Origin of the sequence: Parafrankia soli (genome assembly GCF_001854695.1) — a bacterium.
Lineage (GTDB): Bacteria > Actinomycetota > Actinomycetes > Frankiales > Frankiaceae > Parafrankia > Parafrankia soli.
Genome location: NZ_MAXA01000113.1, coordinates 14,097 through 40,874, shown reverse-complemented (window position 1 = coordinate 40,874; position 26,778 = coordinate 14,097). Strand labels below are relative to the sequence as shown.

At 73.7% G+C, this 26,778-nt stretch carries 19 protein-coding genes; 6 read left to right on the top strand and 13 right to left on the bottom strand.

Features of this window, described 5'->3' with window-relative positions:
- Positions 1 to 66 precede the first annotated feature (66 nt).
- Positions 67 to 960: an exodeoxyribonuclease III gene (locus tag BBK14_RS10625; RefSeq protein WP_020462757.1), complete on the top strand. Its 894-nt coding sequence runs from the start codon at positions 67 to 69 to the stop codon at positions 958 to 960.
- A gap of 147 nt (positions 961 to 1,107) precedes the next feature.
- On the opposite strand, the gene BBK14_RS10620 is transcribed toward BBK14_RS10625, so the two are convergent.
- The 5 genes from BBK14_RS10620 to BBK14_RS38160 form a co-directional block, all read right to left on the bottom strand.
- Positions 1,108 to 1,707, bottom strand: coding sequence for an Hsp20/alpha crystallin family protein (locus BBK14_RS10620; protein WP_071061475.1), 600 nt, complete (start codon positions 1,705 to 1,707; stop codon positions 1,108 to 1,110).
- A gap of 443 nt (positions 1,708 to 2,150) precedes the next feature.
- Positions 2,151 to 2,888, bottom strand: coding sequence for a DUF4230 domain-containing protein (locus BBK14_RS10615; RefSeq protein ID WP_071061472.1), 738 nt, complete (start codon positions 2,886 to 2,888; stop codon positions 2,151 to 2,153).
- Positions 2,889 to 2,970: 82 nt separating this feature from the next.
- Positions 2,971 to 5,019 carry a SpoIIE family protein phosphatase gene (locus BBK14_RS10610; RefSeq protein ID WP_071061470.1) on the bottom strand — a complete coding sequence of 683 codons (2,049 nt, stop codon included), beginning with the start codon at positions 5,017 to 5,019 and terminating at the stop codon, positions 2,971 to 2,973.
- A 354-nt stretch (positions 5,020 to 5,373) separates the two neighbouring features.
- Positions 5,374 to 5,703, bottom strand: coding sequence for a hypothetical protein (locus BBK14_RS10605; protein ID WP_071061468.1), 330 nt, complete (start codon positions 5,701 to 5,703; stop codon positions 5,374 to 5,376).
- A gap of 400 nt (positions 5,704 to 6,103) precedes the next feature.
- Positions 6,104 to 6,250 (bottom strand): hypothetical protein, encoded by a 147-nt coding sequence (locus BBK14_RS38160; RefSeq protein ID WP_157904237.1) that lies wholly within the window; start codon positions 6,248 to 6,250, stop codon positions 6,104 to 6,106.
- A gap of 3 nt (positions 6,251 to 6,253) precedes the next feature.
- Here BBK14_RS38160 and BBK14_RS10600 point away from each other — a divergent pair, with 3 nt between their 5' ends.
- Entirely contained in the window at positions 6,254 to 7,474 is a 1,221-nt protein-coding gene (locus tag BBK14_RS10600) for an ABC transporter ATP-binding protein (RefSeq protein ID WP_083390852.1), read from the top strand.
- Positions 7,471 to 8,256: an ABC transporter permease subunit gene (locus BBK14_RS10595; protein ID WP_071061467.1), complete on the top strand. Its 786-nt coding sequence runs from the start codon at positions 7,471 to 7,473 to the stop codon at positions 8,254 to 8,256. The genes BBK14_RS10600 and BBK14_RS10595 overlap by 4 nt, the downstream gene beginning before the upstream one ends.
- A 62-nt stretch (positions 8,257 to 8,318) precedes the next feature.
- Here the strand turns inward: BBK14_RS10595 and BBK14_RS10590 are convergent, their stop codons facing one another.
- The 3 genes from BBK14_RS10590 to BBK14_RS10580 all read right to left on the bottom strand — a co-directional run bounded on the left by BBK14_RS10590 (position 8,319) and on the right by BBK14_RS10580 (position 12,491).
- A complete protein-coding gene (locus tag BBK14_RS10590; RefSeq protein ID WP_071061466.1) occupies positions 8,319 to 10,124 on the bottom strand; it encodes a hypothetical protein in 1,806 nt (601 codons plus the stop codon).
- Positions 10,124 to 10,909, bottom strand: a complete 786-nt coding sequence (locus BBK14_RS10585) for an FkbM family methyltransferase (protein WP_071061465.1) — start codon at positions 10,907 to 10,909, stop codon at positions 10,124 to 10,126. Before BBK14_RS10585 ends, BBK14_RS10590 begins: the two co-directional genes overlap by 1 nt.
- Positions 10,910 to 11,087: 178 nt before the next feature.
- Positions 11,088 to 12,491 (bottom strand): lipopolysaccharide biosynthesis protein, encoded by a 1,404-nt coding sequence (locus tag BBK14_RS10580; protein ID WP_071061464.1) that lies wholly within the window; start codon positions 12,489 to 12,491, stop codon positions 11,088 to 11,090.
- A 241-nt stretch (positions 12,492 to 12,732) separates the two neighbouring features.
- Between BBK14_RS10580 and BBK14_RS10575 the strand changes: the two genes are divergently transcribed.
- Entirely contained in the window at positions 12,733 to 14,439 is a 1,707-nt protein-coding gene (locus tag BBK14_RS10575) for a glycosyltransferase family 4 protein (RefSeq protein WP_071061462.1), read from the top strand.
- Here the strand turns inward: BBK14_RS10575 and BBK14_RS10570 are convergent.
- On the bottom strand, positions 14,419 to 18,570 hold the full coding sequence (locus tag BBK14_RS10570) for an alpha-(1->3)-arabinofuranosyltransferase (protein WP_241831383.1): 4,152 nt from the start codon (positions 18,568 to 18,570) through the stop codon (positions 14,419 to 14,421). The genes BBK14_RS10575 and BBK14_RS10570 overlap by 21 nt on opposite strands.
- Positions 18,571 to 18,678: 108 nt before the next feature.
- Positions 18,679 to 19,845: a dolichyl-phosphate beta-glucosyltransferase gene (locus BBK14_RS10565; protein ID WP_071061460.1), complete on the bottom strand. Its 1,167-nt coding sequence runs from the start codon at positions 19,843 to 19,845 to the stop codon at positions 18,679 to 18,681.
- 781 nt (positions 19,846 to 20,626) lie between these two features.
- Between BBK14_RS10565 and BBK14_RS38830 the strand changes: the two genes are divergently transcribed.
- Complete coding sequence (locus tag BBK14_RS38830; RefSeq protein WP_198541233.1) at positions 20,627 to 21,046, top strand: hypothetical protein; 420 nt, start codon at positions 20,627 to 20,629, stop codon at positions 21,044 to 21,046.
- On the opposite strand, the gene BBK14_RS10555 is transcribed toward BBK14_RS38830, so the two are convergent.
- From BBK14_RS10555 to BBK14_RS10545, 3 genes are all read right to left on the bottom strand, one after another.
- A complete protein-coding gene (locus tag BBK14_RS10555; RefSeq protein ID WP_020462770.1) occupies positions 20,992 to 21,477 on the bottom strand; it encodes a ribose-5-phosphate isomerase in 486 nt (161 codons plus the stop codon). The genes BBK14_RS38830 and BBK14_RS10555 overlap by 55 nt on opposite strands.
- Before the next feature lie 61 nt (positions 21,478 to 21,538).
- Positions 21,539 to 22,273, bottom strand: coding sequence for a mycothiol-dependent nitroreductase Rv2466c family protein (locus tag BBK14_RS10550; protein ID WP_083390851.1), 735 nt, complete (start codon positions 22,271 to 22,273; stop codon positions 21,539 to 21,541).
- An 80-nt stretch (positions 22,274 to 22,353) separates the two neighbouring features.
- On the bottom strand, positions 22,354 to 23,766 hold the full coding sequence (locus BBK14_RS10545) for an AI-2E family transporter (protein ID WP_071061752.1): 1,413 nt from the start codon (positions 23,764 to 23,766) through the stop codon (positions 22,354 to 22,356).
- Positions 23,767 to 24,159: 393 nt separating this feature from the next.
- Here BBK14_RS10545 and pepN point away from each other — a divergent pair, with 393 nt between their 5' ends.
- A complete protein-coding gene (gene pepN, locus BBK14_RS10540) occupies positions 24,160 to 26,715 on the top strand; it encodes an aminopeptidase N (RefSeq protein WP_071061455.1) in 2,556 nt (851 codons plus the stop codon).
- Positions 26,716 to 26,778 lie beyond the last annotated feature (63 nt).

The following is a 26,778-nucleotide window of genomic DNA, read 5'->3' as shown; positions in this document are numbered from 1 at the left end:
CTCCGAGGATGGCACGGACCGGTCGGTGCGGAGATCTGTCGGAGGTGAGGACTACCGTCTCACGGTGTGCGGATCGCGACCTGGAACATCAACTCGGCCAAGGCCCGGCAGCCCCGGCTGATCGAATGGCTTGACCGCGCGAGCCCCGACGTGGTCTGCCTGCAGGAGACCAAGCTCTCGGACGAGGCGTTCCTCGAGCTCTTCGACGAGGATCTCTTCCGCCGCGGCTACCGGGTCGCGCACCACGGCGACGGCCGCTGGAACGGGGTGGCGATCCTCTCCCGCGCCGGGCTGGAGGACGTACGGCGCGGGCTGCCCGGCGACCCCGGGTTCCCGGGGCCCGAGCCGCGGGCGATCTCCGCGAGCTGCGGCGGGATCCGGATCTGGTCGCTGTACGTGCCCAACGGGCGCACGGTGGAGGACCCGCACTACGCCTACAAGCTGGCCTGGCTGGCCGCACTGCGCGACGTCGTGGCCGAGCTCGCCCCGCAGGGGCCGGTGATGACGCTCGGCGACTTCAACATCGCGCCGACGGACGCCGACGTCTGGGACATCGCCGAGTTCGAGGGCGCGACCCACGTGACCGAGGCCGAGCGCGCCGCGCTCGGGCGGCTGCACGACGCCGGCCTGCTCGACCTGATGCGCGAGCGCTGGCCGGACGAGACCGTCTACACCTACTGGGACTACCGTCAGCTCTGCTTCCCCAAGAACTACGGGATGCGCATCGACCTGACCCTGGCCACGGCCGACGTCGCGGCCCGGGCACGCGCGGTGTGGGTAGACCGGGCCGCCCGCAAGGGCACCGGGACGAGCGACCACGCCCCGGTCGTCGTCGACCTGGACGAGGCGCCGGACGGCGACATCGGCCCGATGGTGCCGCCCCCGTCCTCGCGCGGCTCCTCCGCGCGTGGGTCGTCCTCCCGCGCCGGGGCGGGCACCCGCCGTCGCGCCTCCACCTGACCGCTCCCCGGCCGGCTGCCGACGCCGGCTCGGCCCGTAACGCAGTCGCCCCCGGCGAACGGACCAGACAGGGTCCGCACACCGGGGGCGATCATGCTTCGTTCTCCGGTCAGGCGCTGCTAGCGCGCCGACCGGTGCCGCGTTGGGTCAGGACGCGGGCGACTCGGCCGCCGCGCCACCGTCACGCAGGGCACCACTCTCGGCGACGGAGCTGTTCTGGGCGCTGGAGCTGTTCTCCGTGCCGGCGCTCCCCTCCGCCGTGGGCAGCTGCGCCGCCGCCGGGGAGGCGCTGACCGGGATCCGCGTGCTGCGCGGCGCCGCCGCCGCTCCCGCCAGCCGGACGGTCAGCACACCGCGGTCGTAGCGCGCGCTGATCCCGGTCGCGTCAACGTTCTCCGGAAGGGCGAACTCCCGGCGGAACGACCCGTGCCACCGCTCGCGGTGTACCCGGCCGTTGACCGTCTTCTCCTGGGTGGACAAACGCTCACCGCGGACGACGAGCGCCCCGCGGTCGATCTCCACCGTCACGTCCTTCTCGACGTCGACACCCGGCAGCTCGAGATTGATCAGAACGTCGTCCCCGTCGACCAGGACATCGGCGCTCGGCACGACGCTCTGCGGACGGTTCGTCGCGCGCAGCGGGCGCACGGTGCGCTCCCGCGAGCCCCACGACCGCCGGACGATCTCGTTGAACTCACGGTCCATGCGCTCGAACGCGGCGAACGGGTCCCACAGGTAGGTGCTCATCTGGGTCGTACTCCCCTCTGGGCGGGGCCTCGTGCGTGAAGCCTCTCGTCGTCGGGCCCGATCGACCTCTCCGTCGGGCACGTTCATGAGTCTAGACGACTCAATCTTACGAAGGCAAGTGAGCTCAGTAACTCGCATGCCACTGATGTGCAGAACCATTGTGGGGGGAGGCTCTCCTCCTGCGGCGCCACCCCCCACCGCGCAGGACAAACCACTGCGGGCTCCGACAGTCACCCGCGTTACGGCGCCGACCAGGAGGAACCTCGCGCGAGGACGCCGCCTGACCACCAGTGAGCCGGACCCATGGGCGGGCAGGCCGCCGAACGCGCGAGCGGCCCAGCGCGTCCGGTCGTCCCGGATCGCGCTGGGCCGCGTCTCCGCCCACCGCTGCTCCGTCCCGCCGGCGGGAGACCACCGGCAGGAGGGGTTCGGCGCCCGGGGCGTTACTTGGGGTCCTCCGCGTAGGTCACCTTCACATCGGTGAAGCCGAGCGCACCGAGAAGGCCGCGCAGCATCGCCGTGGTGTTCGTCTTCGCGAGCGCGAGCACCTGGCCGTCGGCATTCGCGGCGTCGGCCATCTTCGCGGACGCCGTCTGGTAGAGCTCGGAGTCATTGCTCTGGCCGCCGAACAGCCCGCCCACCCGGTTCAGCACGCCCCGCTGGCGGGCGACCACGTAGCTCTTGGCGAGATCGAGCCGCGGCTCGGAGATGGTGGGAGCGGGCAGCTGGATGGTCACCGACCGCCGGTCCGCGGAGACGGTGACCGCGCCGTCCCCGAGCTTGCCGAAGTCGATGACCGAGTCGACGGTGCCGACCCCGACGAACAGCGTGCGCTCCCCGCGCAGCGCGTCCGGGATCCAGCGGCTGTCCTCCTCCAGGTCGACGACGACCTCGAAGTGCGCGCTCGCCGCGTGGTACTCGCTGAGATCCTCGAGCGAGCGGAGCACGGCCGGCGAGCTGCGGTCGATCGTCCGCTCCTCGAACGGGTTCGGTATCGACGGCCGCCAACCGGTGACGAACGCGAGGCCGGAGATGACGAGGAGCACCAGCACGAGGTAGGCGATCAGGCGGACGGGGCTGAGTCGGGAGCGCACCGCGCGGATACGTCGCGTGGCGCCGGAATCGTCCTGCTCGGTGGAACCAGGCGTGTCCCGAAGGGCGGAACCGGACTCGTCACTCATGGTCGGACATGTACCCGACGAAGATTGCGATCAATCGTTGTCGCGATCGTGCCGCTCGTCGCTTCCCAGCCGCGGGGGCCGGTCAGGGACGCGGGCGGGAGACCTCGGTGGTGCGGGCGACGACGATCGCGGTGCGGTCGTCGCTCGGCCGGCCCGGGGCGTGGCGCCGCACGACCTCGAACGCGTCGTCCAACAGCTCGGCCGGCGCCCGCCGCGGGTCGCGCAGCAGCTCGGCGACGAGCCGATCGACGCCGAACTGTTGGTGGGCCGCGTTCCTGGCCTCCACCAGCCCGTCGGTGTACACGAACAGCACGTCGCCGGGTTCCAGCCGCAGCACGTCGGTGTGCCACGCGCCGTCGGCGGCGACCAGGCTCGACATGATCGGCCCGGTGGCGGCCAGGCAGGCTACCTCCGCGCGGCGGCCGGCGGCCTGTGGCCGTCCCGGCCCCGCTTCCGGGAGTCCCGGGCCCCCAGCCCCGCCACCACCGCTGCCGCCGCTGCCCGCGCCAGCACCGCTGCCACCGCTGCCGCTGCCAGCGCGGCTGCCAGCGCCGTCACCGACGCCTCCGCCGGCGGACCCGGCGCGGGCCGCCGCCGAGGCCAGTCCTGGCTCCCGCGCCTCCCCGCCGGAGGCACCACGCCCGGACCGGCTCACCGCCTCGGCGCGCGCCCCGCGCCCCGCGCCGGCCGTGCCCTCGACGGCGTCCACTCCAGAAGTGTCCGTTCCGACGAGACCGGCTCCAACGGCATCGGCTGCGGCGGCATCGCGCTCGACGGCCTCGCCCTCGATGGTCTCGCTGACGACGGCACCGGCGACGAACGTGCCGGCGACGGCGACAACCGTCCGCGGACCGGCGGGCTCCCCCGCCCTGGGCGCGCCCTCTCCGACGTCGCCCGCGGTCCCGGCGCGACGCGCCCGGCGCAGCAGCAGCGCGTCCGGATGGCCCGCGTTGGCGAGCCGGACCTCCCCGCTGGCGGGGTCGACCACCGCGACCACCGCGGTCGCGAACATCTCGTCGGTCTCCCCGAGGCTGTCGACGACCCACTCGATCGCCTGGCCGGGATCGGCGCCCCGGGTCAGGGCGGCGTCGAGGAGCTGCTTGAGGCGCAACGCGAAGACACCGGCCACGGCGCCATGGCCGGAGACGTCACCGACCACGATCCCGACCCGTCCGTCCGGGAGCTCGAAGGAGTCGTACCAGTCGCCGGCGAGCYCGCCCTGCGCCGGGTCGACCCGTCCCCGCAGCACCAGCCCAGGCGCCCGCAGCACGGACGGTGTGAGCGCGTCACGCAACGCGACCACCGCCGGCCCCTGCTGGGCGAGGGCCTCCCATGACCGCTCGTTCTGCCGCACGAGCCGGACGAGCTGCGCGCGCATCGCCTCGATGTTGCCGGCGAGCTCGACGATCTCCTCCGGCCCGACCTCGGGGATCCTGGTGTCGTATCGGCCGGCAGCGACGGCGTTCACCGCCCGGCGCAGGGCGTCGATGGGGCGCAGCAGCCACCTGCGCAGCACGGTCAACACCGTGAGTACCACGCCGAGAATCACAAACGCGGCGCTCGCCAGTGAGCTGAGGAGGAGGACCGCGGCGCTCTCCAGCCGCCCGGACGCCGTGGTCTGCTCGTTGTCGATCGCTATCCCGAGATCCGCCACCCGGCCGCGCAGCTCGTTGAAGCGCACCCTGCCGCCGGCCTTTTCGATGTTCCGCGCGATCTGGACGTCGCCGACCTCCATCGCGGCGACCTCGGGTTCGGCGACATCACTGCGCCACGCCTGGTAGGCGGCCTCGATCTCGGCGGTGCCCTGGATGAGGTCGGGGAACTCGGCCAGCAGTTGCTGTAGCCGGTTCATCTGCTGGGGAATCGTGCGATCGGACTCGTTGTACGGGCCGAGGAAGCTCGGCTCCTMGGTGATGAGATAGCCGCGGACGGCGCTCTCCTGGTCGACGAAGTCGGCGAGCAGAAGAGCGGTGGTCGTCGCCGCCGGGTCGAGCCGCTCGCCGCGCTCGGCGGCCGCGTTGTTCGCGCGCAACGCGGCGAACACGGCGAGCGCGAGCATCACGGCTACGGCGATCGTGGAGATCGTGACGAGCACGCGGATACCGCTGCGCAGACCCGCCGTCTCACCCACCCGTCACTCCTCCGGCGCACGACCGCGGTGATCCCGGGGGTGTCCCCGGGGAGGCCGTCCCGCCACGACGCGCTGTCCTCAGGAGACATTGTCGTCCAGGTCGGGAGACGCCCATCCAGCGGCCATCCGATCAGCAACGCCGGGGCACCAGATCCCGACATCGTTCGGTGTCGACCGCCGGTAGTTCCGGTGTCGGGTATGCATGGTTTGCATGCGTAACCATGGTGCCGGGCAGCGGGTGGGGGCCGGGAGCCGGCACACCTCTGACCGTCGGCACGCCGGGCATCGGCGAGACATCGGCCGGGCATCGGGCAGACGGTGGTGGTCCGCGCGGGACACCGCGCGCGGTAGCCGTCAACGGCGCGGGCCCACGCGTTCGGGCTTCGGCCGCTGGGATCCGGCTCGACGCGGGCCACTGTGGTAACGGTGCGCTCGCACACCCCAACCGATCGTGATCATCAACAGGGCGCCGAGGAGGGACCCGACGACCGCCCGTGACGTGGGCTCGGCGCCCGCCGGGTGGGCGAGCACGACCTGACCGACGGCTCCGCCGAGCAGCGCGCCGAGGACGCCCAGCACGGAGGCCGTCCTCAGCATCAGCGGGCGGCGGCCGGGAAGGACCGCTCGGGCCGCCACCGCCGCGAGCATCCCGAGCACGAACGAGGTGAGCACGAACCAGAGCACCGATCGCCCCCCGCCGGCCGCCGCCCGCCCCGGATGGGCCCTGGGCGAACCACGATCACACTGAGATACCCTGCCAACACGTTCGGGAACCAAGCGTGGCGGACGTCCCCCGCCGGGATTTCGTCCTTTCTGGTGGTCCCACCCGATTCGCACGGCGGGCACGGCCGGGTCCGGCCCCGGACTCCTCGTCTCGACAGGACACCGCCAGGAACGTTCGGCTACCGTGCGTTCGTTCGAGTAACCGAGCAGAAAGAGCGGAACCCACCGGCGCGACTGGTGGTTACCTGTCGTCACCCGACTGTTTCGTCAGTGCAGGCCGTGTGGTGGTGAGGAACCGCGGCGCGGTGAGGAGCATCAGCCCCGACGGAAGACGCCTCGCGTTCCGCCGGCCCAGGCACGGTCACTCGAACCCGGTCCCGGCACGGCCGTCCGCGGCCGTGCCCATCCCGTGGGCGTACCGCCCTCCTCGTCGCCGTTCGGCGACCATGACGTCCACTCGCCCGAAGGAGATCATTCCGACGATGCCGACGACGACCTCATCAGGCACGCGATGACGGCGAGCACGCCCGCCGAGCCGGCGCGTCGCCAGGCCGCCCCGTCCGACACCGGGCGGGGCGGGGCGACGTCGACCGTCCCGTCCGACACCAGGCGGAGGGGCGGGTCGACGTCGACCGCGCCCGCCCGCGGCCGGCACCGTGGCTCGCGGCCGGTGCCGTCCGACACCGCGGTCTGGACCCGCGGCCTGTCCAAGCGGTACGGCGAACGCCGCGTCGTGGATCACCTGGACCTCCGCGTTCCCGTCGGCGCCCTCTCCGGCTTCGTCGGACCGAACGGCGCCGGCAAGTCGACGACGCTGCGGATGCTGCTGGGCCTGGTCCGCCCGACCGAGGGCCAGGCCTACGTCCTCGGCGAGCCGGTGAGCGCGCCCGATCAGTACCTCGACCGGACCGGGGCGATGATCGAAGGGCCGACGTTCCATCCGGGCCTGTCCGGTCGGCGCAATCTCGACCAGCTCGCTCTGCTGCGCGGACTCGGCCGATCCCACCGGGCGGGCGGAGCCAGCAGGCACGGAGCGGTTGGTGCGGGAGCGGCCGGCCCCGGCCGGCGGGGCCGGCGCGATCGGGTGGCGGAGGTACTCGACCAGGTCGGCCTCTCCACCCGGGCCGACGACCGGTTCAGCACCTATTCCCTGGGGATGAAGCAGCGGCTCGGTATCGCGGCGGCGCTGCTACCGAACCCGGACCTGCTGATCCTGGACGAGCCGACGAACGGGTTGGACCCGGCCGGCATCCGGGAGATCCGCACGTTGCTGCGGGATCTCGCCGGCACGGGGATGACGGTCTTCGTGTCCAGCCACCTGCTCTCGGAGGTGGAGCAGATCTGCGACCACCTGGTGATGATCAGGAACGGCCGGATGCTGTTCCAGGGGCATGTGGCCGAACTCCTGGCGGCCGAGGATCCGCGCATCCTGATGGTGCCCGAGCGCGATGACGACGCCGTCCGGCTCGCCGGGGTGCTGGGCGCGGCCGGGCTGCGCATAGAGATCGAGATGGCCGGCGGGTCACGGCCCATGCCGGCGATGGTCGAACGGCACCCGGTGGTCGTCGCGCACGCGCCCGAAGGGCTGGCGCCGGACATCAACCGGCTGGCCATGCGGGCCGGGATCACCCTGCGGTCGATCCGGACGCACCGGCCGAACCTGGAGGAGACCTTCCTCAAGGCTACGGGGGACGTCGACGGTGACCTGACGATGCGAGGTGGTGCCACATGATCGACGCTTTCCGCTCCGAGTGGGTACCGCTGCTGCGCCGGCGGTTCCTGGTCGGCACTCTCGTCGCCGTCGCGGCCGTCGCCGCGCTGGGCACGGCGCTGACGATCTTCTCGGCGGGCCGCACCGACTTCGACGGCGATCCGGTGTCGGTCGCGATGCTCGCCGCGCCGTCCGGGGTCATCGAGGGCTTGGAGGCGGTGACGATCCTGCTGGGTGTGGTGGCGCTGTCCGTCACCGCCTCGGCGATCGCCGGCGAGTACTCCCATGGGACGCTGCGMAACCAGCTCGTCGCGCAGCCGCACCGGTTGCGGCTGCTGGCCGGCAAGGTGCTGGCGCTGGTGGTCTTCCTCGTGCTCGTGGTCACCGTGTCCGCGCTGGTCACGGTGGGGCTGTCGTTCGCCCTGGCGCCGTTGAACAACATCCCGACCGACGCGTGGCTGTCCCTTCCCGGGCTGGCCGAGTTCGGGAAGGGCCTGGCCAACGTGGCGTTCGGCACCCTCGGCTACGCCGCCGTCGGGGCGCTCGCGGCCGTGGTGCTGCGCTCCCCCGCCGCGGCGATCGCGGTCGGGGTCGCCTACGCCCTGCCGGTCGAGATGCTGGTGTCCCGGATCTACGCCCCGGCCGGCGGGTGGCTGCCGGCGCACCTGATGGAGATCGTGGCCGTCGGCGGCAACGGGTACACGACCGCGTACTCCGCCGCGGGCGTGCGGGTGCTGGTGTTCTGCGGGCTGGCCGCGGCGGTCACGGCGGTGCTGTTCCGCCGCCGGGACGTCACCGCCTGACGACCAGGGCGCCGGCCCGCCCGTCCGACCGGACCGGAACCGCCCGGCGCGCGGGCCGACGCTCACTCGCGGAGCAGCACGTCCAGGTTCACCCGCAGCAGCCACTGGTCCAGCTTGAACGGCGGGTAGGGCCAACGGATGCCGTCGAGCACCATCTGGTTCACCGGCAGCCACAGCACGCGGCGCCGCGCGTCCACCGCCCCCCGCCGGATCCCGACGTACCGGGTCGCCGGCCCGCGCAGGTGGTCCAGGCCGACGTCCACCGGGTCCAGGGTCCGGAAGGTCATCCGGCTGCCCCGGCCCGCCGGGCGCACCGCCGTCACTAAACCGTCCAGGCCGGCGAGGAGCACCGTCCCGGTCGTCGGGTCGACGGTCAGGCTGCGCACCAGCCCGCCGCGGTCGGTGTTGGCGACGAGGAAGTCCGGCCGGTTGTCCTGGCCCCAGGTCGCGACCGGCCAGTTGCCGGTGGCCGGGGTCCGGGTGACCAGGCCCCGCTCGCGCCCGAGCTTCGGGTAGACCGCGAGGCGGTCGGCGCGCAGCCCGTCGGCCTTCGTCCGGGCCACGTAGAGGGTGCCGTCCGCGCCGAAGCCCGCGGTCTCCATCCGCGAGCCGTCCTGCACGGCGCGCACCGCGGTGCTGCGCGGGATGATCCGGCCGGTCGACGCCTGGTACGAGAACTCCTGGATCGGGAACGGATGCGTGACGTAGTCGGCGCCCCGGCAGTCGCTGATCAGGACGAAGCGCTCGTCGTCGGCCTCGCTGGTCGGGTCGGCGACGACCTCCCGCGGGTTGACCACCACCTGTACGCCCAGCGGCCGGACCTGCGGGTACTGCCAGTACGCGCGGACGCGGCCGTCGAGGTCGAGGACCATGAGCGCGCCGTTCTCCGTCCCGCCGTAGCCGGTACCGAGGTACTGGGCGACGACCAGGTGCCCGCTGCGCGGGAGCCTGGCGATGGACGCGGGGCCGCGCGGCGAACGCGGCTGCCCCTGGTAGATGACGGGGAAGGCGGTGGCGGCGATGTGCGGCTCGAGGGTGCCCGCCAGGGCGTCGGCGGTGCGCGACAGCCCCGGGTCGTAGCGCCACGCGCCGCCCGGGCCGCCGCGGCGCAGTTGCCCGAAGGCCGGCATCTGGCCGTAGGTCCGCACGTCCCAGTTGTAGTAGGGCATCAGCGAGGTGAAGACGGCCCGCTCGCCCTCCTCCCCTGCCGGCGCGGGCACCACGATGACGTCCGAGACGTCGCCGCCGCCGATGCCGGCGAAGGCGGGGTCGGCGCGCGGCTGCGCCTCCCTGCCGGTGGAGGACGGGATGACCAGGCGGGTGAAACGGCGCCCCTCCGGCTCGAACAGGCCGAGCTCCATGCCGGTCCCGGTGAGCTTCGACTGGTCGTCGGTGAACGGCGTCGTGCCGATGAAGACCGTTCCGTCCGCCGCGACCGCCGACATGAACCCGGCCTGCCCGGGGCCGAATCCCCAGCCAGGCACGTCGACGACGTCGATCCTGGACGCGGAGCCGAGATCACCGAACGTGCCCGGCGCGCCGAAGATCGTCAGCAGGTCCTCGGGGATCTCCTTGAGCGAGCCGGGGGGCAGGGACGGAGCCGCGGTGGCCCCGCCCACCGGCGTGGACGCGTGCGGCGACGGCAGCCACGACGGCGGGCCGGAGCCGTCGTCGAGCAGGCGCCACGCGGCCGCCCCGGCGGCGGACAGCGCGCCGAGGCCGGCCACGCCGGCGATCAGCCGCCGGCGGGTGAACGCCGGAGCGGGGGCGCCCGGCCGGCCGGAGCGGGGCCTCCCGAGATCGTTGGTGGCGTCCGGGTCGAGCTCGGCCGCGTCGGTCCGGTCGGCCGCGTCGGTCGGGTCCGGCATCAGATGCGGGCGGCCCTGGGACGGAAGACGATCGTGTTGACGTAGCTGTCCCCGGTGCCCTCGGCGACGGCGCGCAGGTACCCGTGCTGGGCGACGGCCTCCATCCCGCGCTGGTGACCGACCAGGTCGAAACCCTCGAGCCGGTGCCACACCCCGTCGAGGTGGAAGGTGCCCTCGTAGCCCCAGCTCGCCAGCAGGTCGAGGGTGTCGGCGGCCGGCGACCGCGCGTCCTCCACCTCGACGACCAGCACCGGCCGGAACCGGCGCACCAGGCCCTCGGCGCCGCGCAGGACGGCCAGCTCGTGCCCCTCGACGTCAACCTTGATCAGGCCGACGTCCCGCAGGTCGAGCGAGTCCAGCCGGATCGTCTCCACGTCGACGGTCCGGCCCTCGGCGGCGGAGGCCCCGGCCGCGTCACGGCCGGTCGGACGCAGCAGCGAGGCACGCCCCTCGGTGCCCCGGCCGCCCGGGGGCAGCCACAACCGTGCCGTCCCGGCCGTGTCCGACGCCGCCTTCGGCACCACGGTCACGTTGGACGGCGCCGTCCTGGCCACGAAGTCGGCCAGCTCCGGGTTGGCCTCGACGGTCACCACCGACCGGGCCACCCTGGACAGCCAGTACGTCCACGGGCCGTACCAGGCACCCACGTCGACCGCGGTCTGGTGCGGGTCGACGAACATGCGGACCTGGCTCAGGATCGGCTCGAAGCGGCGGTGGGCGTATGCGATGGCCGAGGCGAAGACCTTGTCGGGGATGCGCTCGGCGAGGGAACTGGTCAGGGCCACGGATACTCCGTTCGGACGGCCCGCCGGAGGGCGGGTCGCGATGGGCCTCCGGCCCGCCGTCCGGCGGGCTGCTTCGGGCCTTGGTGGGAACGTTCGCCGGGCACGGACGCCCGGCACGGGTGGGCGCTGGCTGCCGGCGACGCGGCGAGCGGTGCGGCGAGCGGTGCGCTGTCAGGTGTCACCAGACGCCGACGGGCTGTGCCTCCCCGCCGGGAGGATGCTGACCCGGAGGGACCGTACCCGCCTCGCCGGTGGCGGCGGCCGGCGCCGTGGCGGCCCGCGCGTCGGCGCGGTGCAGGCGGTGTACCAGGGCCCCGAGGACCAGCGCCGTCATGGCATGGCAGGCAAGCCCGGCCAGCGAGGTCCGCATCGGGTCCCCGCCGGCGAGGCCCAGCGCCGCTGCCGTGACGACGGCACACACCGTCAGGACCGCGACGACCTGCCGCTGGGCCGCGCCGAGCAGGTAGGTGGTGAACATCAGCGTCACGGCCAGGCAGGTCATGCCGAGCGCGAGCACGGACAGTGAGGAGGCCGCGCCCGCGAGGTCGGGTCCGAAGACCATCGACAGCAGTGGCCTGGCGGCCACCGAACCGAGGGCGGCGAGCAGCAGCCCCGGGGTGACGACGAACGCGAGCGCCACCGCCAGCACCGGGGCCGTGCCGTGCCCGGCGGCCCGCCTGCGCGCCGCCTCGGGCAGCAGGAAGTTCGCCACCGCCAGGCCGATGAACACCGGGATCTTGCACGCCGTCGAGATCGCCGCGTAGGCGCCGGCCCCGTCGTGGTCCAGCCAGCCGACGATCACGACGTCCATGTTCTGCAGCAGCGCGAGCGGGACGAGCGCGCCGAGCGCGACCCAGGTGTCGGCCAACAGCCCGCTGCGGCCGGACCGCGTCGGCCCGGGGATGAGCAGCGGGCCGGTGGAGGGTGGTGCCGCCGCGTGGGGCTTCGCGGCCCTCGCCGGGCGCGGGACCTTCGCGACCCCCAGCCGGGCGTGCTCGGCGCCGAGCGCGATGCCCAGCACCAGCCCGAGCCCCGCGCCGTTGACCCCCAGGCCCGCGCCGACGAAGGCGACGATCAGCCCGATCCGCAGCGCCGCCTCGACCACGAAGTTGACCGCCAGGCGCGGATAGGCCCCCCGGGCCTGGAGCACTCCGCGCTCGACGCACAGCAACGTCCACACCGCCGCGCCGATCACGGCCTCGGCGACGGCCAGCGGGTGGGCGTAGGAGAGCAGGGCCGCGGCCGGCCGGCACAGCAGCACGGCGGCGGCCGACGCGGCGACCACACCGATGCCACAGACACCACGCAGGCGCCTGATCCAGGCCCGCTGGGCGCGCCGGCTGTCGCCGTCATCGGCGGTCTCCCGCTGCACGACGGCGATGAGCAGCGCGTTGCCGACCACCGAGAGGATCATGAAAATGCTGACCTGGACGACCACCGCGCCGTACCGGGCCGGGTCGAGCACCCGCGCGAGCACCAGGTTCATGAACAGGTTGAGACCGTTCACGAGGACACCCGCGACCGCCAGCGCCGCCGGGCCGGCCAACATCCCGGCGATCATCGCCCGGGAGCGCGTCGCCATCTGCCTCTTCCTGGGTCCGTGTTCCTGGGTCCGTGCGTTCCTGCCGCGGTCGGTGCTCCGCGCTGGTTGGTACTCCGCGCCGGTCGAGGCGGGCCACCGGCTGGCGGGCGGAATTGCCGGTAATCGTACGACCACACACAACGGGTCGYCGCGGGCGGCGGTCCCGTAGCGCCCCCCGAAGGTGGGGGGCGGCCGGCCAGTAGGTTTGCGCCGCGAGACCTCCAGCGATGGGAGACATCCGGTGACCACAGCCGCGCCCCGGCCCGTTCACGCCCTCACCGGGCGTCACCTGGTCTTCCTCAACTGGCGCGACAACGCCCATCCGCAGGCCGGCGGGGCGGAGCTGTTCTGCCACTCGGTCGCGGAGCGGTTCGCCGCCGCCGGCGTCCGCGTCACCCTGCTCACCTCCCGCCCACCGGGCGCCGCCGCCGCGACCACGGACGGCGGGGTCGCCGTGCGCCGCGGCGGGGGCACCTTCGGGGTGTACCCGTCGGTGCTCGCCCGGCTGGCGCGGATGGTCCGCTCCGGGGAGCGGGTCGACGCCGTCGTCGACTGCCAGAACGGCATCCCGTTCTTCAGCCCGCTCGTGCTGCCGAGCCGGATTCCGGTGGTGCAGGTGCTGCACCACGTCCACCAGAAGCAGTTCCCGCTGTACTTCCCGCGGCCGGTGGCGCGGATCGGCCAGCTGCTCGAGACCCCGGGCAGCCGGTGGGTCTACGGCCGCCGGCCGGTGGCCGTGGTCTCGCCGTCCACCAGGGACGAGGCCCGTGGGGTGCTGGCGCTGCCCGGGGCCCGGTTCCTCGTCCCTAACGGCGTCACCATCGCCGACGGTGATGGTGACGCCGGCGGCGATGCCGTCGCCTCCGGCGGCGCGGGCGGGACAGACGGCCCGTTCGGTACCGAGGGCGCCATCGGGGCGAGGGCGGCGGCGCCCACGATCGTGTGTGTGGGCCGGCTCGTCCCGCACAAGCGCCTGCACCTGCTGATCGAGGCGCTGCCCGTGCTGGTCGGGCGGCACCCGGGCCTCAGCCTGCACCTCGTCGGCGACGGGCCGGACCGCCGCCGCCTCGCCGACATCGCCGCCCGGTTGATGCTCACACAGGGCGACGGCTCGTCGGACGCGACCGTGCGCTGGCACGGATTCGCGGCTCCCGAGGTCCGCGACGCCGTTCTGGCGTCGGCCTGGCTGACGGTGAACCCCTCCCACGGCGAAGGATGGGGCCTGTCGGTACTCGAGGCGAACGGGATGGGGGTACCGGCGGTCGCGTTCCGGGTTCCGGGACTGCGCGACTCCGTCCGCGACGGGGTGACCGGCTGGCTGGTGGACGAGCCCGGGCAGCTCGCCGACGCGGTCGACCGCGCGTTGACCCTGCTCGCCGACCCGACGCGGGCCGGGGAGATCCGCGCGGCCGCGCGGGCGTGGGCCGGCGGCTTCAGCTGGGACACCAGCGCCGATCTGCTGGCCGCCGTCATCGGCTCCGAGCTCGACCGGCTCGCCGGGGCCGGCGCGGGCGGCCGCTCGGCCGGGGGCCCGGGCGAGCCTCCGGCCCGGCACGCGCCGGCACGCCCACTCGCCGCCCGCCCGCCGCGGGACCGGCGGCGCCGCGACGACCAGGCGACCTGGGTCGAGTTCGATCTGGCGCCGGGTGCGGAGGTTCCCGTGCTGCGCCGGACCGATCTGGTCTTCGAGATCGCCCCGGAATCCGGTGCGGCCGGCCCGGAGCCGGGGCTGCCGGGCCCGGGGCGCCGGTTCGTCGCGCTGTTCTACGGGGCCGACAGCACCGGGGCCCGCACCGCGCTGGCCCGTCGCGGGCTGCGGCCGGCGCAGCGGCCCCGCGCGGCCACCGGCGAGGACCTGCTCCTCGCCGCCACGCACGCCGGCCCGAACCGCGCCAGCGCCGCCGCCGCCGGCGGCGGCGGCGTACGGCTACGGGACATGGCCGGCTGAGCCGTCCGAGGTCGGTCCGGGTGATGCGGGCCGGGCCGGCTCGGCACGGCGTAGCGCGAGTGCGGCGACCGTCGCGGCGAACGCCAGCGATCCGAGGGTCTGGGCCTGCCAGCCGAACGCGCCCTCGCCCGAGAACGGAATGCTGTCGGGGCTGACCGCGACGGCGATGCCGGAGCCGACCATGCCAGCCACCGCCAGCACGCCGAGCATCACCGGGAACCGCCGGCCGACGAGGACCAGGACCGGTACCGCGAGCGCCAGCCAGCCCGCTACCAGGAACACCGCGGCTGTCGCCAGCGCCATCCCCGCCCAGGCGCCCGGAACGCGGGTGAGCAGCCCGACCAGCGGGACGCGCCCCGGCTCGAGGCCCAGCGGGTACCCGTCGGGGTCGGAGCGGCGCCGGAGCCGGTGCCGGCCCGGGACGGCCGCCAGGACGATCAGGAGAACGACCAGGGCGAGCCCGATGAGCAGGTTGCGCCGGTACTCCTGGCCGGGAAGGTTCTCGATCACGACCGTGCCGGCGGCCCCCGCCGGCACGATCCAGCCCTGCGCCCAGCCGTCGAGCCGGACCGCGGTGAGCGGCTTCCCGTCCAGGGTCGCCGTCCAGGACGCGTTCGCGTTCTCCCGCACCGACACGAAGGACCTGGCGCCGGCGCCGATCTCGATCGTCCGCCGCTCGGCGCCCCACTCCCCGATCCGGGTCGTCCGTGGCTTCTCCGTGCTGGTCGCGGCGGTGGTGCCGACCAGGCTGAGCGAGTCGACGAGCATCGTCGACTGGCCGAGGTCGACGGTGATCAGGTGCTGACCCGGGTCCAGGGTGATCTGGTGGCCCTCCGAGCACAGGCTGATGCGGAACGGCCGCGCGGTGGCGAGGTCGCTGTATTTGCCCTCGACCTGGATGTCGTGGCGGACTCCGTCGATCGTCAGGGCCGGCCCCTGGCCACATGGGATGACCAGCGGATCGTCGGAGGAGTCGACTTCGGCGCCGGCCGGCGGCGGGAGGGCGCTCGCGGTGCCGGTGAGGGTGAAGGTGAGGCGGCGGGGCACCTCGAACCGCCGGGAGAGCGTGATCTCCTCGGATCCGCCGAAGGGCTGGAGCGGGTCGACCCTGGTCCGCTCGAAGGAGTAGGCGACCAGCCCCTCGTCCGGTGCCTGGAACTCGTCGACCATGTCGGCCGGGGCCTGGGCGTACCGCTGGAACCGCACGCCGGGGATCTCGATCTCGCGCAGGCCGGCCCCGAGGACGGGGTCGGTCTCCCGGCTGACCTTGTCGAAGGTGATCCTGTACCAGCGGCTCATCCCCGGGGGCACCGCCAGCCGCTGGATGTCCTCGATCGGCGAGACCTGGGTGACCGCCGACCCACGCTCGGTGGTCACCCGCAGCGCCTCGACCTCCGGGCGCCAGCCGCCCTCCTGCAGCAGCCGGATGTCGATGTAGGGCACGGACATCTCGCGGCCGACGTCGAGCTGGATCCACTGTCCCTGGGAGGTCGCGCCCTGACGGCGCCGCGCCGTCCAGGAGGTCGAGGTCTGCCCGTCGACGGCCGCGGACGGCGCGAAGTCAGGAGCCGCGAGCAGGTCGTAGCCGTAGGAGGAGGCCTGCACGGACATCCCGTCGGCGTAGCCGGCGACGGTCTGGTGACCGACCACCGGCCGGTCGACCCACTGGCTCGGCGCGCCGGGCCGGCCGGCGACGGTCTCGTCCGGGCCGAGCAGGTAGGACGCCGAGTCGTGCACGATGCCGAAGGTGTAGTCACGGCGGGTGTTGGTGTCGGTGACGGCCCAGGCCGTCGTGGGCGTGACGACCTGGGACGCCGGCGGAGGATCGGCGATGGGCGCCCGCGTGATCGCGGTGTCGTCGGCCGCGCCGGCCGCCGTGCCGCCGGCGGGGCGGTCCGGCTCGGCGAGGTCCCCGGCCAGCACCACGGCTCGATCGGCGCTGAGCAGCCCCTGGCCGGCGAGCTGCACGGTGGCCTCGGGGCCGCCGGAGACGACGACCCCGGTGTCGACCGGGTAGGCCTGAACCATGCTGGCTCCCCCGGGCACCGTCCAGATCTCGATCGCCGGGACCTTCTCGGCGGACTCGCTCAGGGATTCGACGAGCCGGGCCTTGGCGGTGGTGCGGGCCTGGACCTCGGGCCCGAAGGACGCCGCCCGGACCAGGCCCGAGCTCTCCAGCGAGCGGTGTAGCTGGTCCGTCGACGGCGGGATGTCCCAGTCCTTCTGCTCGATGTCGTTACGCACGAGCACCTGGCCGACCCCCGCGCGGGCCAGCGTCACCCCGAGCCCGGGGGTGGAGCCGGTGGCCATCATGTGCTCGATGCCGTCCATCAGGCGGGTCGTCCCGACACCGCCCAGCGGGATGATGTTGCGCACCCCCCAGGGGGTGCGGGCGAGCCACTGCAGCGGCTCGTCGAGGGGGCGGCCCCACTGGTACTCGCCGAACGGGGCGCCCGGCAGGACAAGGGCCCGCCCGYCCTCGGGATGGTCCGCGAGCCAGTCGGCCGCCTGGGCCCAGTAGTCCGGCACCTTCGTGAAGGGGCGGGGCTGCAGGCCCTGGCCACGCAGCATCGGCGCCATCCCGGCGACCAGCGTCCCGACCGTCACCAGGATGGCCAGCACCGGGACGAGCCTGCGCCGATCATCGCCGGCGCCCTCCGCGCCGCGCCGTGCCCTGCCCGCGGGCCCGGCGTCCTCAGGCGGGCCGGCGGCGCCGGCCCGGACCGCGCCGGGACGCCACGAGAGGGCCACGCCGAGCAGGTGCGCGAGGCCCAGCGCCAGCGGCAGCCGGACGACCGGCTGGAACTTGTAGACATTGCGCAGGAACCCGAACGGCTCGGTCAGTAGCGAGCGGACGCCGTCCGCGAGCGGGCTGCCCGGCTGGCCCGGGTAGGCCGCCGCCACCGCCACCACCCCGACGGCGAGCGTGACGAGCAGGAAGCGGCGGGCTGGGAGATCCCGGCGGACCAGGCCGGCGAGACCGAAGGCGGACACCACCGCCGAGGCGACGACCGCCAGCGGGGTGCTCACGTACTCCTGGGCCGCCGGCAGCCAGGGGGTCGGCAGCGAGAGGTAGGCCATCCAGTCCGCGGCGCCGCGCAGCGTCTCGCCGACCGAGGTGGTTCCCGTCGTGGTGTCGGCGGTCTCGGTGAAGGGGAGGAAGTTCAGCCCGTAGCGGCCCTGGACGGCCAGCGCGAGCATCCACCAGGCGCACGCCAGCACCACGCACACACACCACCATGCCCGCAGTGCCCAGGCCCGCCGTGTCGCGCCCGCGAACACCAGGACGACGGCCGGGCAGAGCAGCACACACAGCGTGACGGTCGCGTTGATGCCACCGGTGCACAGCACCGCCAGCCCCGACAGGGCCGCGGCGCGCCGCGGCGACAGACGCGCGGCGGCCAACTCCCGGGCCCGCTCCCCGGTGTCGTCACGGTGGCCCGTGTCCGCCCCGCCGGCGCCGTCGGGGCGCAGCGCGAGGATCAGCGGCAGGGTGATCCAGGGCAGCATCGCCGCCCCGACCATCGCGACGGACGTCGCGCCGACCTTGCCGAGGAACATGGGCGACAGGGCGTAGCTCAGGCCGGCCAGGAACCGGGCGCTCGGCCGACCGATCCCGAGCGCCTCGGCGAGGCGGACCGTGCCCCAGGCGGCGGTGGTGAGCAGCACCGCCATCCACAGCCGCTGGGTGATCCACGGCGGCACGCCGAGCAGGTTCCCCAGCCCGAAGAAGGGGCCCATCGGGAACAGGTAGCCGGCGTACTGGTTCGGCAGGAAGCCGAAGTCGGACGTCGAGTTCCACAGGTGCGTGGCCGCCGACATGAACCGCCACGGCTCGAGCGGGACGTCGAGCTTGGTGTCGGCTGTCAGCTTCCCCGGTGCCTGGAGGAGGAACAGCAGGACGAAGCCGGCGAACATCGCCAGCAGCGGCCGGCGGGAGGCCCGGCCGGGCGCCGCGCGGGGGCGGTCGGACCGTGACCGGCCCGCCCCACGGAGGCCGCGGGCAGGGGCTCCCGCGGACGTGTGATCGGCGGCCGGGTCGGTCGGACCCGGGCGGACGGCGTGTCCGGCCGGCGAGGAGGAGATGGGAGGCTCCAGGCGGTAGTCGGGATTGGCCCGACCTTCATACAACCTCGCACCGACAGGGCTGGGGACCGGTGCGGCCGATGGGAGCCGGTGACGCCCGGGCGGCGGCCGGTTCCCGCGGCGGCGCGACCGGGCCCGGGCAGGCTCCGCTGGTCACGGTGCGGGCGCAGGACCGGGGATCTCACCGCGGGAGGGCGACGGGGTGAACCGCCCGGTCCCGTGCGCCACGCTCACGGCTGGAACCGCGGGAGCGGGACGCGGCATGGGGCGGGGCACCGCGGGGGGCCGCGCGGGGGCGGCGGGCAGCGCGGGAAGGGCCGTGGGCCGGGCCGGAGCAGCCGCGGGCAGCGCGGGAACGGCCGTGGGCCGGGCGGGAGCGGCGGCGGTCGTGGGCCGGGCGACAGGCACCGGCCGGGCCGGTGTGCCGGGCCGGGTACGAGCCGTCGGCCGGGCCGGTGTGCCGGGCCGGGTGGGGGTCGCGGGCACTGGCAGCTGGCCGGGCGGGGCACCCTGCGGTTCCCCCGCACCGCGCGGCGTGGCCGGCCGGCCGAGCAGCTCGGACGCGTCCACGACGCCGAGCTCGCCCAGCCGCTGGCGACGGCTGACCGGCGGGAGCCCGACCCGGCTGAGATAGCGGCGGGCCCGGACGACGTCGACGAGCATCGCGGGGGTGTGCCGGGTAATCCGGAAGGTGCCGCCGGGCGTCTCCTCCCAGCGCACGGGTACCTCGGCGATGCGATAGCCCACCGAGCGCGCGATCGAGAGCACCTCGACGTCGAATCCGAAGCCGGTGGAGCGCGCGAGACTGAAAAGAATCTTGGCTTCCGCGTGCCGAAACGCCTTGAAGCCACACTGCGTGTCAGCGACATCCAGCGCCGCGAGTGAACGCGTAATCTGGTTGAAAGCCCAGCTACCGGCCCTGCGGCCGCTTGTCCGGGTGGCTCCGTCGCCGATTCGCCGCGAACCCAGCGCCACCTCGGCGTGCTCGAGCGCGGCGAGCAGCAACGGCAGGTCGTTCACGTCGGAGGCCCCGTCGGCGTCCATGAAGACGATCGACCGGCCATGCGCGGCCGACACGCCCGCCCTTACCGCGGTGCCCTTTCCGCAGTTCCACGGCAGGCGTACCACACGGTGGTTCGGAAAGCCCTCGAGCAGGTCCTCGGCGACCCCGGCGGTGCCATCGGTGCTGCCGTCGTCGACGACGATCACCTCAGCCCTGGGGATCTTGCCCACGACAGCCAGCAGCCGCGGCAGGGACGCCGGAAGACGAAGTGCCTCGTTGTAAGCGGGAATGACCACGCTCACGGGCACAAGGTCCATTACTCACCCCTCGGCTGTGACGACAGGAGCGATGACCGGACCCTCACCGGATGGAGTCTGTCCGTGGCGACCAGTCTGAATCGCCGAGTTTCGGGGGAGTTGCATGCTCTGTCAACTTCCTCCCGTCTTAGCGACGTCTGTACGCCAGAGGGCGACAGATCCGCTCGCTTACCGGCCATACCCGCGCAACGATCGCCGCAGATCGGCGCTCAGCATACGGAATGGCCTGAAGATCGACGCCGCTGGGCAGACGGGGTTCTTCATGGTCAGCGGCAACACCGGGAACATTGTACGCAACGGCACCAAGGTGCTACTCATCGTTCACATCTACCTCCCGAGAAGCCCCGGATCGTCACATGTGTACCTGGACCCGGAAACAGCACGAAACTTCGGGACCTGACGGCGACGTCGGTGTCGACGGTCGCACGAACCGCGGCGGGGATGTCCGGCGGGTGGCCCCGGCGGCACCCCGCGACGGGGCCACCCGCCGCCCCGGGGCCCGGTACGACCCGGTTCTCGACCACCCCGCGAACATGGGGCCACCAGGAGATTTCCCAATGGGAACAGCCCCCTGGCCACGGGGCGCCGGCACCGGAGATGCGGGTGGTCACTACGTCCGCGGAATACCACCATCGTGCGTTCCGCCGGCCGTACGGCGCGGGGATCCGCGCATCCGCGCACGCACGCGGGCACCATACGGTTCGAGGCCTTTCCGGCGGCCCGCACGCGCCCGACGTACCGCGGCCGCCGGCCACCGCGCGCGGACCTGACGGGAGGCGGCATGCCACGTGACGACCAACACCGCGCCGACGCGATGCTGCGCGGCCTGGTGGGCGCCGGGCGCTCCCGGCTGAGCCTCAGCGCCGCGATGCGCGCGCGGGACGTCTCCCGCCCCACCGAGGCGGACCTGGCCTGGGCGGAGCAGGCGGTCGTGCTGCGCCACGCCCACCCCGCGCCGGCGGGGCCCGGCGGCGCCACGGATCCGGCGGCAGGCCGCGCCGCCACGCGCTCCGCCGACAGCCCCGGCCCGTCGAGCCCGTCAGGCCCGTCAGGCCCGTCAGCGAACCCGTCGGACCCGTCAGCGGGCCGAGGGCGCGCCGGACGGCCGCGGCGGGCCGGTGGGGCCCGCCGCGGGCCGAACGGCGCTCAGGACGCCGGCGAGGAGGGGGACGGCTCGGGGATCTCCCCGGAACGCTCGTAGGCGGAGATCATCCGCAGTCGGCGGAGGTGACGCTGCTCTCCGCTGAACGGCGTCGCGAGGAAGATCTCGACCAGCTCCACCGCCTCGGGCAGCGAGTGCATGCGGGCGCCCACGCTGATCACGTTGGCGTCGTTGTGCTGGCGGGCGAGGGTCGCCGTCTGTTCGCTCCAGACCAGGGCCGCACGCACCCCGTCAACCTTGTTGGCGGCGATGACCTCGCCGTTCCCCGAGCCGCCGATCACGATCCCCAGGCTGTCGGGCTCCGCCGCGGCGGCGGCCGCGGCGGCCATGACGAACGGCGGGTAGTCGTCGTCGGGGTCGTACTCGACAGGCCCGTGGTCGACGGGGGCGTGGCCGAGCTCCGCGAGGCGCGCGACGAGAGCCTTCTTCAGGTGGAACCCGGCGTGATCAGAACCCAGATGGACGCGCATGATGCGCCATCATGCCCGGTCACCGCGCACCGCCGCGCGGGGGTGACCAACCCCTCGCGGATCAGTCGAAGATCGGACCCTGCTCGCGGCTGCGCTTGAGCTCGTAGAAGCCAGGTGTCTCCGAGACCAGGAGGACGCCGTCCCACAACCGACCGGCGGCCTCGCCGCGCGGGGTCGGAGTGATCACCGGGCCGAAGAACGCGTTGTCCCCGATCGCGATGACGGGCGTCCCGACGTCCATGCCGACCCGGCCGATGCCGTCGGAGTGGCTGGCCCGCAGCCGCTCGTCCCACTCCGTGGAGTGCGCGGCCGCCGCCAGCGCCGGGTCGAGGCCCACCTCCTCCAGCGCGGCGACGAAGGTCTCCTCCGTCAGCTCGGCCTTCTCCAGGTGACGGCGACGGCCCAGCGCCGTGTAGAGCGGGAGGAGGATCTCCTCCCCCGCGGTCGCGGCGGCGGCGATGCAGATGCGCACCGGCCCCCACGCCTGCTTCATCAGCTCCTGGTACTGCTCGGGCATGTCCCGGCCGTCGTTGAGGACCGCCAGGCTCATGACGTGCCACCGGGTCCGGACCGGGCGGACCTTCTCGACCTCCAGCATCCAGCGCGAGGTCAGCCACGCCCAGGGGCACAGCGGGTCGAACCAGAAGTCCGCGTCGACGACCGCCGGCTCGGGGGTGGGCAGTGCCTCGACATTGCCCACCGCGGTGCCGGCGGCATCCACGGATCCGGCCCGGTCGGCGGGTGCGGCGGGCCCGTCGGCGACAGGATCTACCGAGACGGCGACGTCGGCTGACATGGCAGCTCCAAAGGTGGCGCACGGAACAGGACGGGGTCCGGCCCGATGGCCCGGAAGGGCCATCGGGCCTCGTTCCCACGTCAACCATCCGCGGGCTGCGGATCCTTCCCGGCCGAGGCCAGGTATGTCGCCACCCGGTTGACCACCGCGACGAAGGGCACCGCCGCGATCRCCCCCGGGATCCCGGCGAGCACGCCACCCGCGGACAGCGCGATGACGATGGCCAGCGGATGCAGCCGGACCGCCCGACGCATCACCAACGGCTGCAGCAGGTGGCCCTCGACCTGCTGCACCGCGATCACGACGCCCAGGATGATCAGCGCGTCGGGCACGCCGTTCGACACGAGCGCGACCAGCACGGCGGCGATGCCGGCGACGGTCGCGCCGACGATCGGGATGAAGCCGCCGAAGAACGTCAGCAGCGCCAGCGGCGCGACGAGCGGGGCGCCGACGGCGACCAACCCGATCGTGATGCCGACCGCGTCCACCGCGGCGACGAACACCGTGCCCCGGATGTAACCGGTGAGGGTGAGCCAGGCCTCCCGACCCGCGCCGCGGACCCGGTCCTCGGCCCCGCTGGGGAACCGGGTGACGATCCAGCTCCAGATCCGCTCGCCGTCGTAGAGGAAGAAGAAGGTCGAGAACAGTGCGACCAGAATGCTGGTCAGCACCTCCGCGGCGACCGACGCCGTCGACAGCACGCCGGAGACCACCCGGCCGCGGTTGCTCGTGAGGCTGCTGCGGATGTCGTCGACCAGGTTGTCGATCTGGCCCTGGGAAAGGTGGAACGGGCCGTCCGTCAGGTAGTCCCGGACCTGGTCCACGCCCTCGCTGACCTGGTCGGCCACCGCGGGGATCTCGTTGGCGGCGTTGAAGCCCACCGCGACACCGGCCCCGACGACGAGCAACAGGAAGATCAGCAGGGCCGCGAACGCCGCGCCGAGCCTGGGCACGCCCATCCGCTGGAACCGGTGCGCGATCGGGTGGATGAGAGCCGCGATGAGCAGGCCGGCGATGACCGGGATCACGACGATCCGCACCCGTCCCACGATCATGGCCAGCACGTAGACGGCCGTCCCGATGATGAGTAGACGCCAGGACCACGCGGAGGCGACGCGGAGGGACACCGGCACGTGCTGCTCGGCACGGCGCGCCGTCGAGCCCTGCGTGGCGCCAGCGGCGGCGCTGCCCGCTCCGGCCGCTCCGGCCGGACCGGCCCGGCGTGGCTCCTGCTCGGGCGGGCCGGCACCGGCCCCCGAGCGGGCGAGGCGCAGCCGGCGTGGGATGCGCTGGCGCGGGCCGGCCGGGGCGGGCCGGCCGTCGGGACCCGGGCCCCCGGCGGAACCCGCGGAGCCTGGTGTGGCCGGGCCCGCCGGGCCCGCCGGGCCCGCCGAGCCTGGTGTGGCGGAGCCGGTGGCCCCGGAGTCGGCCGCGGCGTCCGCGGCCGCCCTCCTCGGGCCACGCCGAACCGGGACCCGGCCCAGTCCCGCCACCCGCCGCACCGCTACCCCCTACGTCCGGTGTCTGAAGGTTCCGTCCTTCGGGACATCCAACCCGATGGTCGGCGCAAGCTTCCACCAAGGGTGAGAACAACGCACTCAGCACACGTCCGAACAACGCGATCCCGTGGCCGGACCAGGCCGGAGGTGCCAGGACAGGACGGGCCCGGCGGGCCCCGCCGGGCCGGAAGCGGGCGGGTCGGCGTGCGGTCCGGACGTCGCCGGCCCCGCGTCCGGGCGTGGGAGACTGGTCACCGAGGTCAACGTCATGGCCGCGTGCGACCGCGACGCGGCGCGCACGTCCAGTGGTTCGCCGGCCCAGTGGGCCGCATGCCCAGTGGCCGCGCGTCCTCGCCGACTCCGCGACGTTTCTGCGAAAGGATCCGGGTGCCTCACAACCTCACCCGCGACGAGGCGCGCGAGCGCGCCCGCCTGCTGGCCGTCTCGTCCTACGACGTCGAGCTCGACCTCACGGTCGGCGACGAGACCTTCCTGTCCAGCACCACCGCGTCGTTCACCTGCGCCGAGCCCGGCGCGTCGACCTTCGTCGAGCTGGCCGCCCCGGCGGTGCGCGAGGTCGTCCTCAACGGCCGGTCGCTGGACCCGGCGGTGGTCTTCGACGGCGGGCGGATCGCTCTGCCCGACCTGGCCGCGACGAACGAGCTCCGGGTCGTGGCCGAGTGCGCCTACTCCCGTACCGGCGAGGGCCTGCACCGCTTCGTCGACCCCGTCGACAGCGCCGTGTACCTCTACACGCAGTTCGAGACGTACGACGCGCACCGCATGTACACCTGCTTCGACCAGCCGGATCTCAAGGCCGCCTTCACCCTCGCGGTGACGGCGCCCGCCGACTGGCGGATCATCTCCAACAGCGTGGTCACCGGCACCACGGCCGCTCCCGACGGCGCGACGCGGACCGCCTTCGCCCCGACCCCGGTGATGTCGACCTACATCACCGCGCTGGTCGCCGGGCCGTACCACGAGGTGCGCGACCACCACGACGGCATCGACCTCGGGGTGTACTGCCGCCGCTCGCTCGCCGAGTTCCTCGACCCGGGCGAGATCCTGGAGATCACCAAACAGGGTTTCGACTTCTACCACCGGGTCTTCGACTACCGGTACCCGTTCGGGAAGTACGACCAGCTGTTCGTGCCGGAGTTCAACGCGGGCGCGATGGAGAACGCCGGCTGCGTCACCTTCCTCGAGGAGTACGTCTTCCGGGCGAAGGTCACCGAGGCGCGCCGCGAGCGGCGGGCCGAGACGATCCTGCACGAGATGGYGCACATGTGGTTCGGCGACCTCGTGACCATGCGCTGGTGGGACGACCTGTGGCTCAACGAGTCCTTCGCCACCTACATGTCCGTGCTGGCGCAGGTGACGTCCACCCGCTTCACCAACGGCTGGACGACCTTCGCCAACGCGGAGAAGGGCTGGGCGTACCGCCAGGACCAGCTCTCCTCGACGCACCCGATCGTCGCCGACGCCCCCGACATGGACGCGGTGCGCACGAACTTCGACGGCATCACCTACGCCAAGGGCGCCTCCGTCCTCAAGCAGCTCGTCGCGTGGGTGGGCCAGGAGGAGTTCCTCGCCGGCCTGCGCAGCTACTTCCGCAAGTACGAGTACGGCAACACCTCGCTGAAGGACCTGCTCGTCGAGCTGGAGAAGGCCAGCGGGCGGGATCTGAGCCCGTGGTCGGCCGACTGGCTGGAGACCACCGGGGCGAACACGCTGCGGCCGCGGTTCCTCACCGACTCGTCGGGCCTGTTCACCTCGTTCGACGTCGTCCAGGAGCCGGCGAGCGCCCCCGCGACCGCGTCGCGGACGCTGCGCCCGCACCGGATCGCGATCGGCCTCTACGACCGGGACACCACGGGCGCGCTCGTCCGCCGCGAGCGGGTCGAGCTGGACGTCGTCGGGGAGATCACCGAGGTCGCGAAGCTCGTCGGGGTCCGCCAGCCCGACCTGATCGTGCTCAACGACGACGACCTCACCTACGCCAAGGTCCGTCTGGACGAGCGGTCGCTGCGGACCCTGATCGACTCGATCGGGACGATCTCGGCCTCGCTGCCGCGCACGCTGTGCTGGGCGGCGGCCTGGGACATGACCCGCGACGCGGAGCTCGCGGCCCGCGACTACGTCCGGCTCGTGCTGTCCGGCATCGACGCCGAGGACGACATCGGCGTGGTGCAGTCGCTGGTCGCCAAGGCGGCGCTCACCGTCGACAGCTACGGCGACCCGGCGAACCGCCCGGCGGCGCTGCGCGAGCTGACCACCCGGGCCGAGGAGCTCATGCGCTCCGCCGAGCCCGGCGGCGACCTGCAACTCGTCTTCGCGACCGCCTTCGCCCAGACCGAGGAGCCCGGGCAGATCGCCCGGGTCAAGGCGATCTTCGAGGGCACCGACGTGGTGCAGGGGCTCGCCCTGGACACCGAGCTGCGCTGGACCCTGCTCATCCAGCTCGTCGCGCGCGGGGTCTACGGCGACGCCGAGATCGACGCGGAGCTCGCCCGGGACAACACCGCCACCGGGGAGAAGCGCGCCGCCACCGCGCGCAGCGCCCGCCCGACGGCGCAGGCCAAGGCGGACGCCTGGTCGGCGGTCATGGACTCGGACGCCCTGTCGAACCACCTGGCGGTCGCCACGATGAACGGTTTCTGGATCTCCGACCAGCTCGAGCTGACCCGGCCGTACGTCGACCGGTTCTTCGCCGAGATCGGTGGGATCTGGGAGACCCGCTCGTTCGACACCGCTCAGACGATCACCCAGATGTTGTTCCCGTCCGGGGTCATCGAGCAGTCGACGGTGGATCTGACCGACGCCTACCTGGCGGAGCGGGACCCGGTGCCCGCGCTGCGCCGGGCACTGATGGAGGGCCGGGACGGGCTCGTGCGGGCACTCGCCGCGCGGGCGAAGGACACCGCGGGGCCGGTCGCGGGCTGACGGTCCGCCGCGCCGGGCTCTCTGCGCCCGGCGCGGCGGCCGGTGTCAGCGGCGGGAACCGTC

Coding starts and splice junctions, on each gene's coding strand:
- BBK14_RS10580 (WP_071061464.1), bottom strand. CDS start 12,491: ATGGCGACGCGCTCCCGGGCGATGATCGCCGGGATGTTGGCCGGCCCG.
- BBK14_RS10590 (WP_071061466.1), bottom strand. CDS start 10,124: ATGCCGGACCCGACCGACGCGGCCGACCGGACCGACGCGGCCGAGCTC.
- BBK14_RS10615 (WP_071061472.1), bottom strand. CDS start 2,888: ATGAGTGACGAGTCCGGTTCCGCCCTTCGGGACACGCCTGGTTCCACC.
- BBK14_RS10555 (WP_020462770.1), bottom strand. CDS start 21,477: ATGCGCGTCCATCTGGGTTCTGATCACGCCGGGTTCCACCTGAAGAAG.
- BBK14_RS38830 (WP_198541233.1), top strand. CDS start 20,627: ATGCCACGTGACGACCAACACCGCGCCGACGCGATGCTGCGCGGCCTG.
- BBK14_RS10600 (WP_083390852.1), top strand. CDS start 6,254: ATGACGGCGAGCACGCCCGCCGAGCCGGCGCGTCGCCAGGCCGCCCCG.
- BBK14_RS10550 (WP_083390851.1), bottom strand. CDS start 22,273: ATGTCAGCCGACGTCGCCGTCTCGGTAGATCCTGTCGCCGACGGGCCC.
- BBK14_RS10565 (WP_071061460.1), bottom strand. CDS start 19,845: ATGGACCTTGTGCCCGTGAGCGTGGTCATTCCCGCTTACAACGAGGCA.
- BBK14_RS10620 (WP_071061475.1), bottom strand. CDS start 1,707: ATGAGCACCTACCTGTGGGACCCGTTCGCCGCGTTCGAGCGCATGGAC.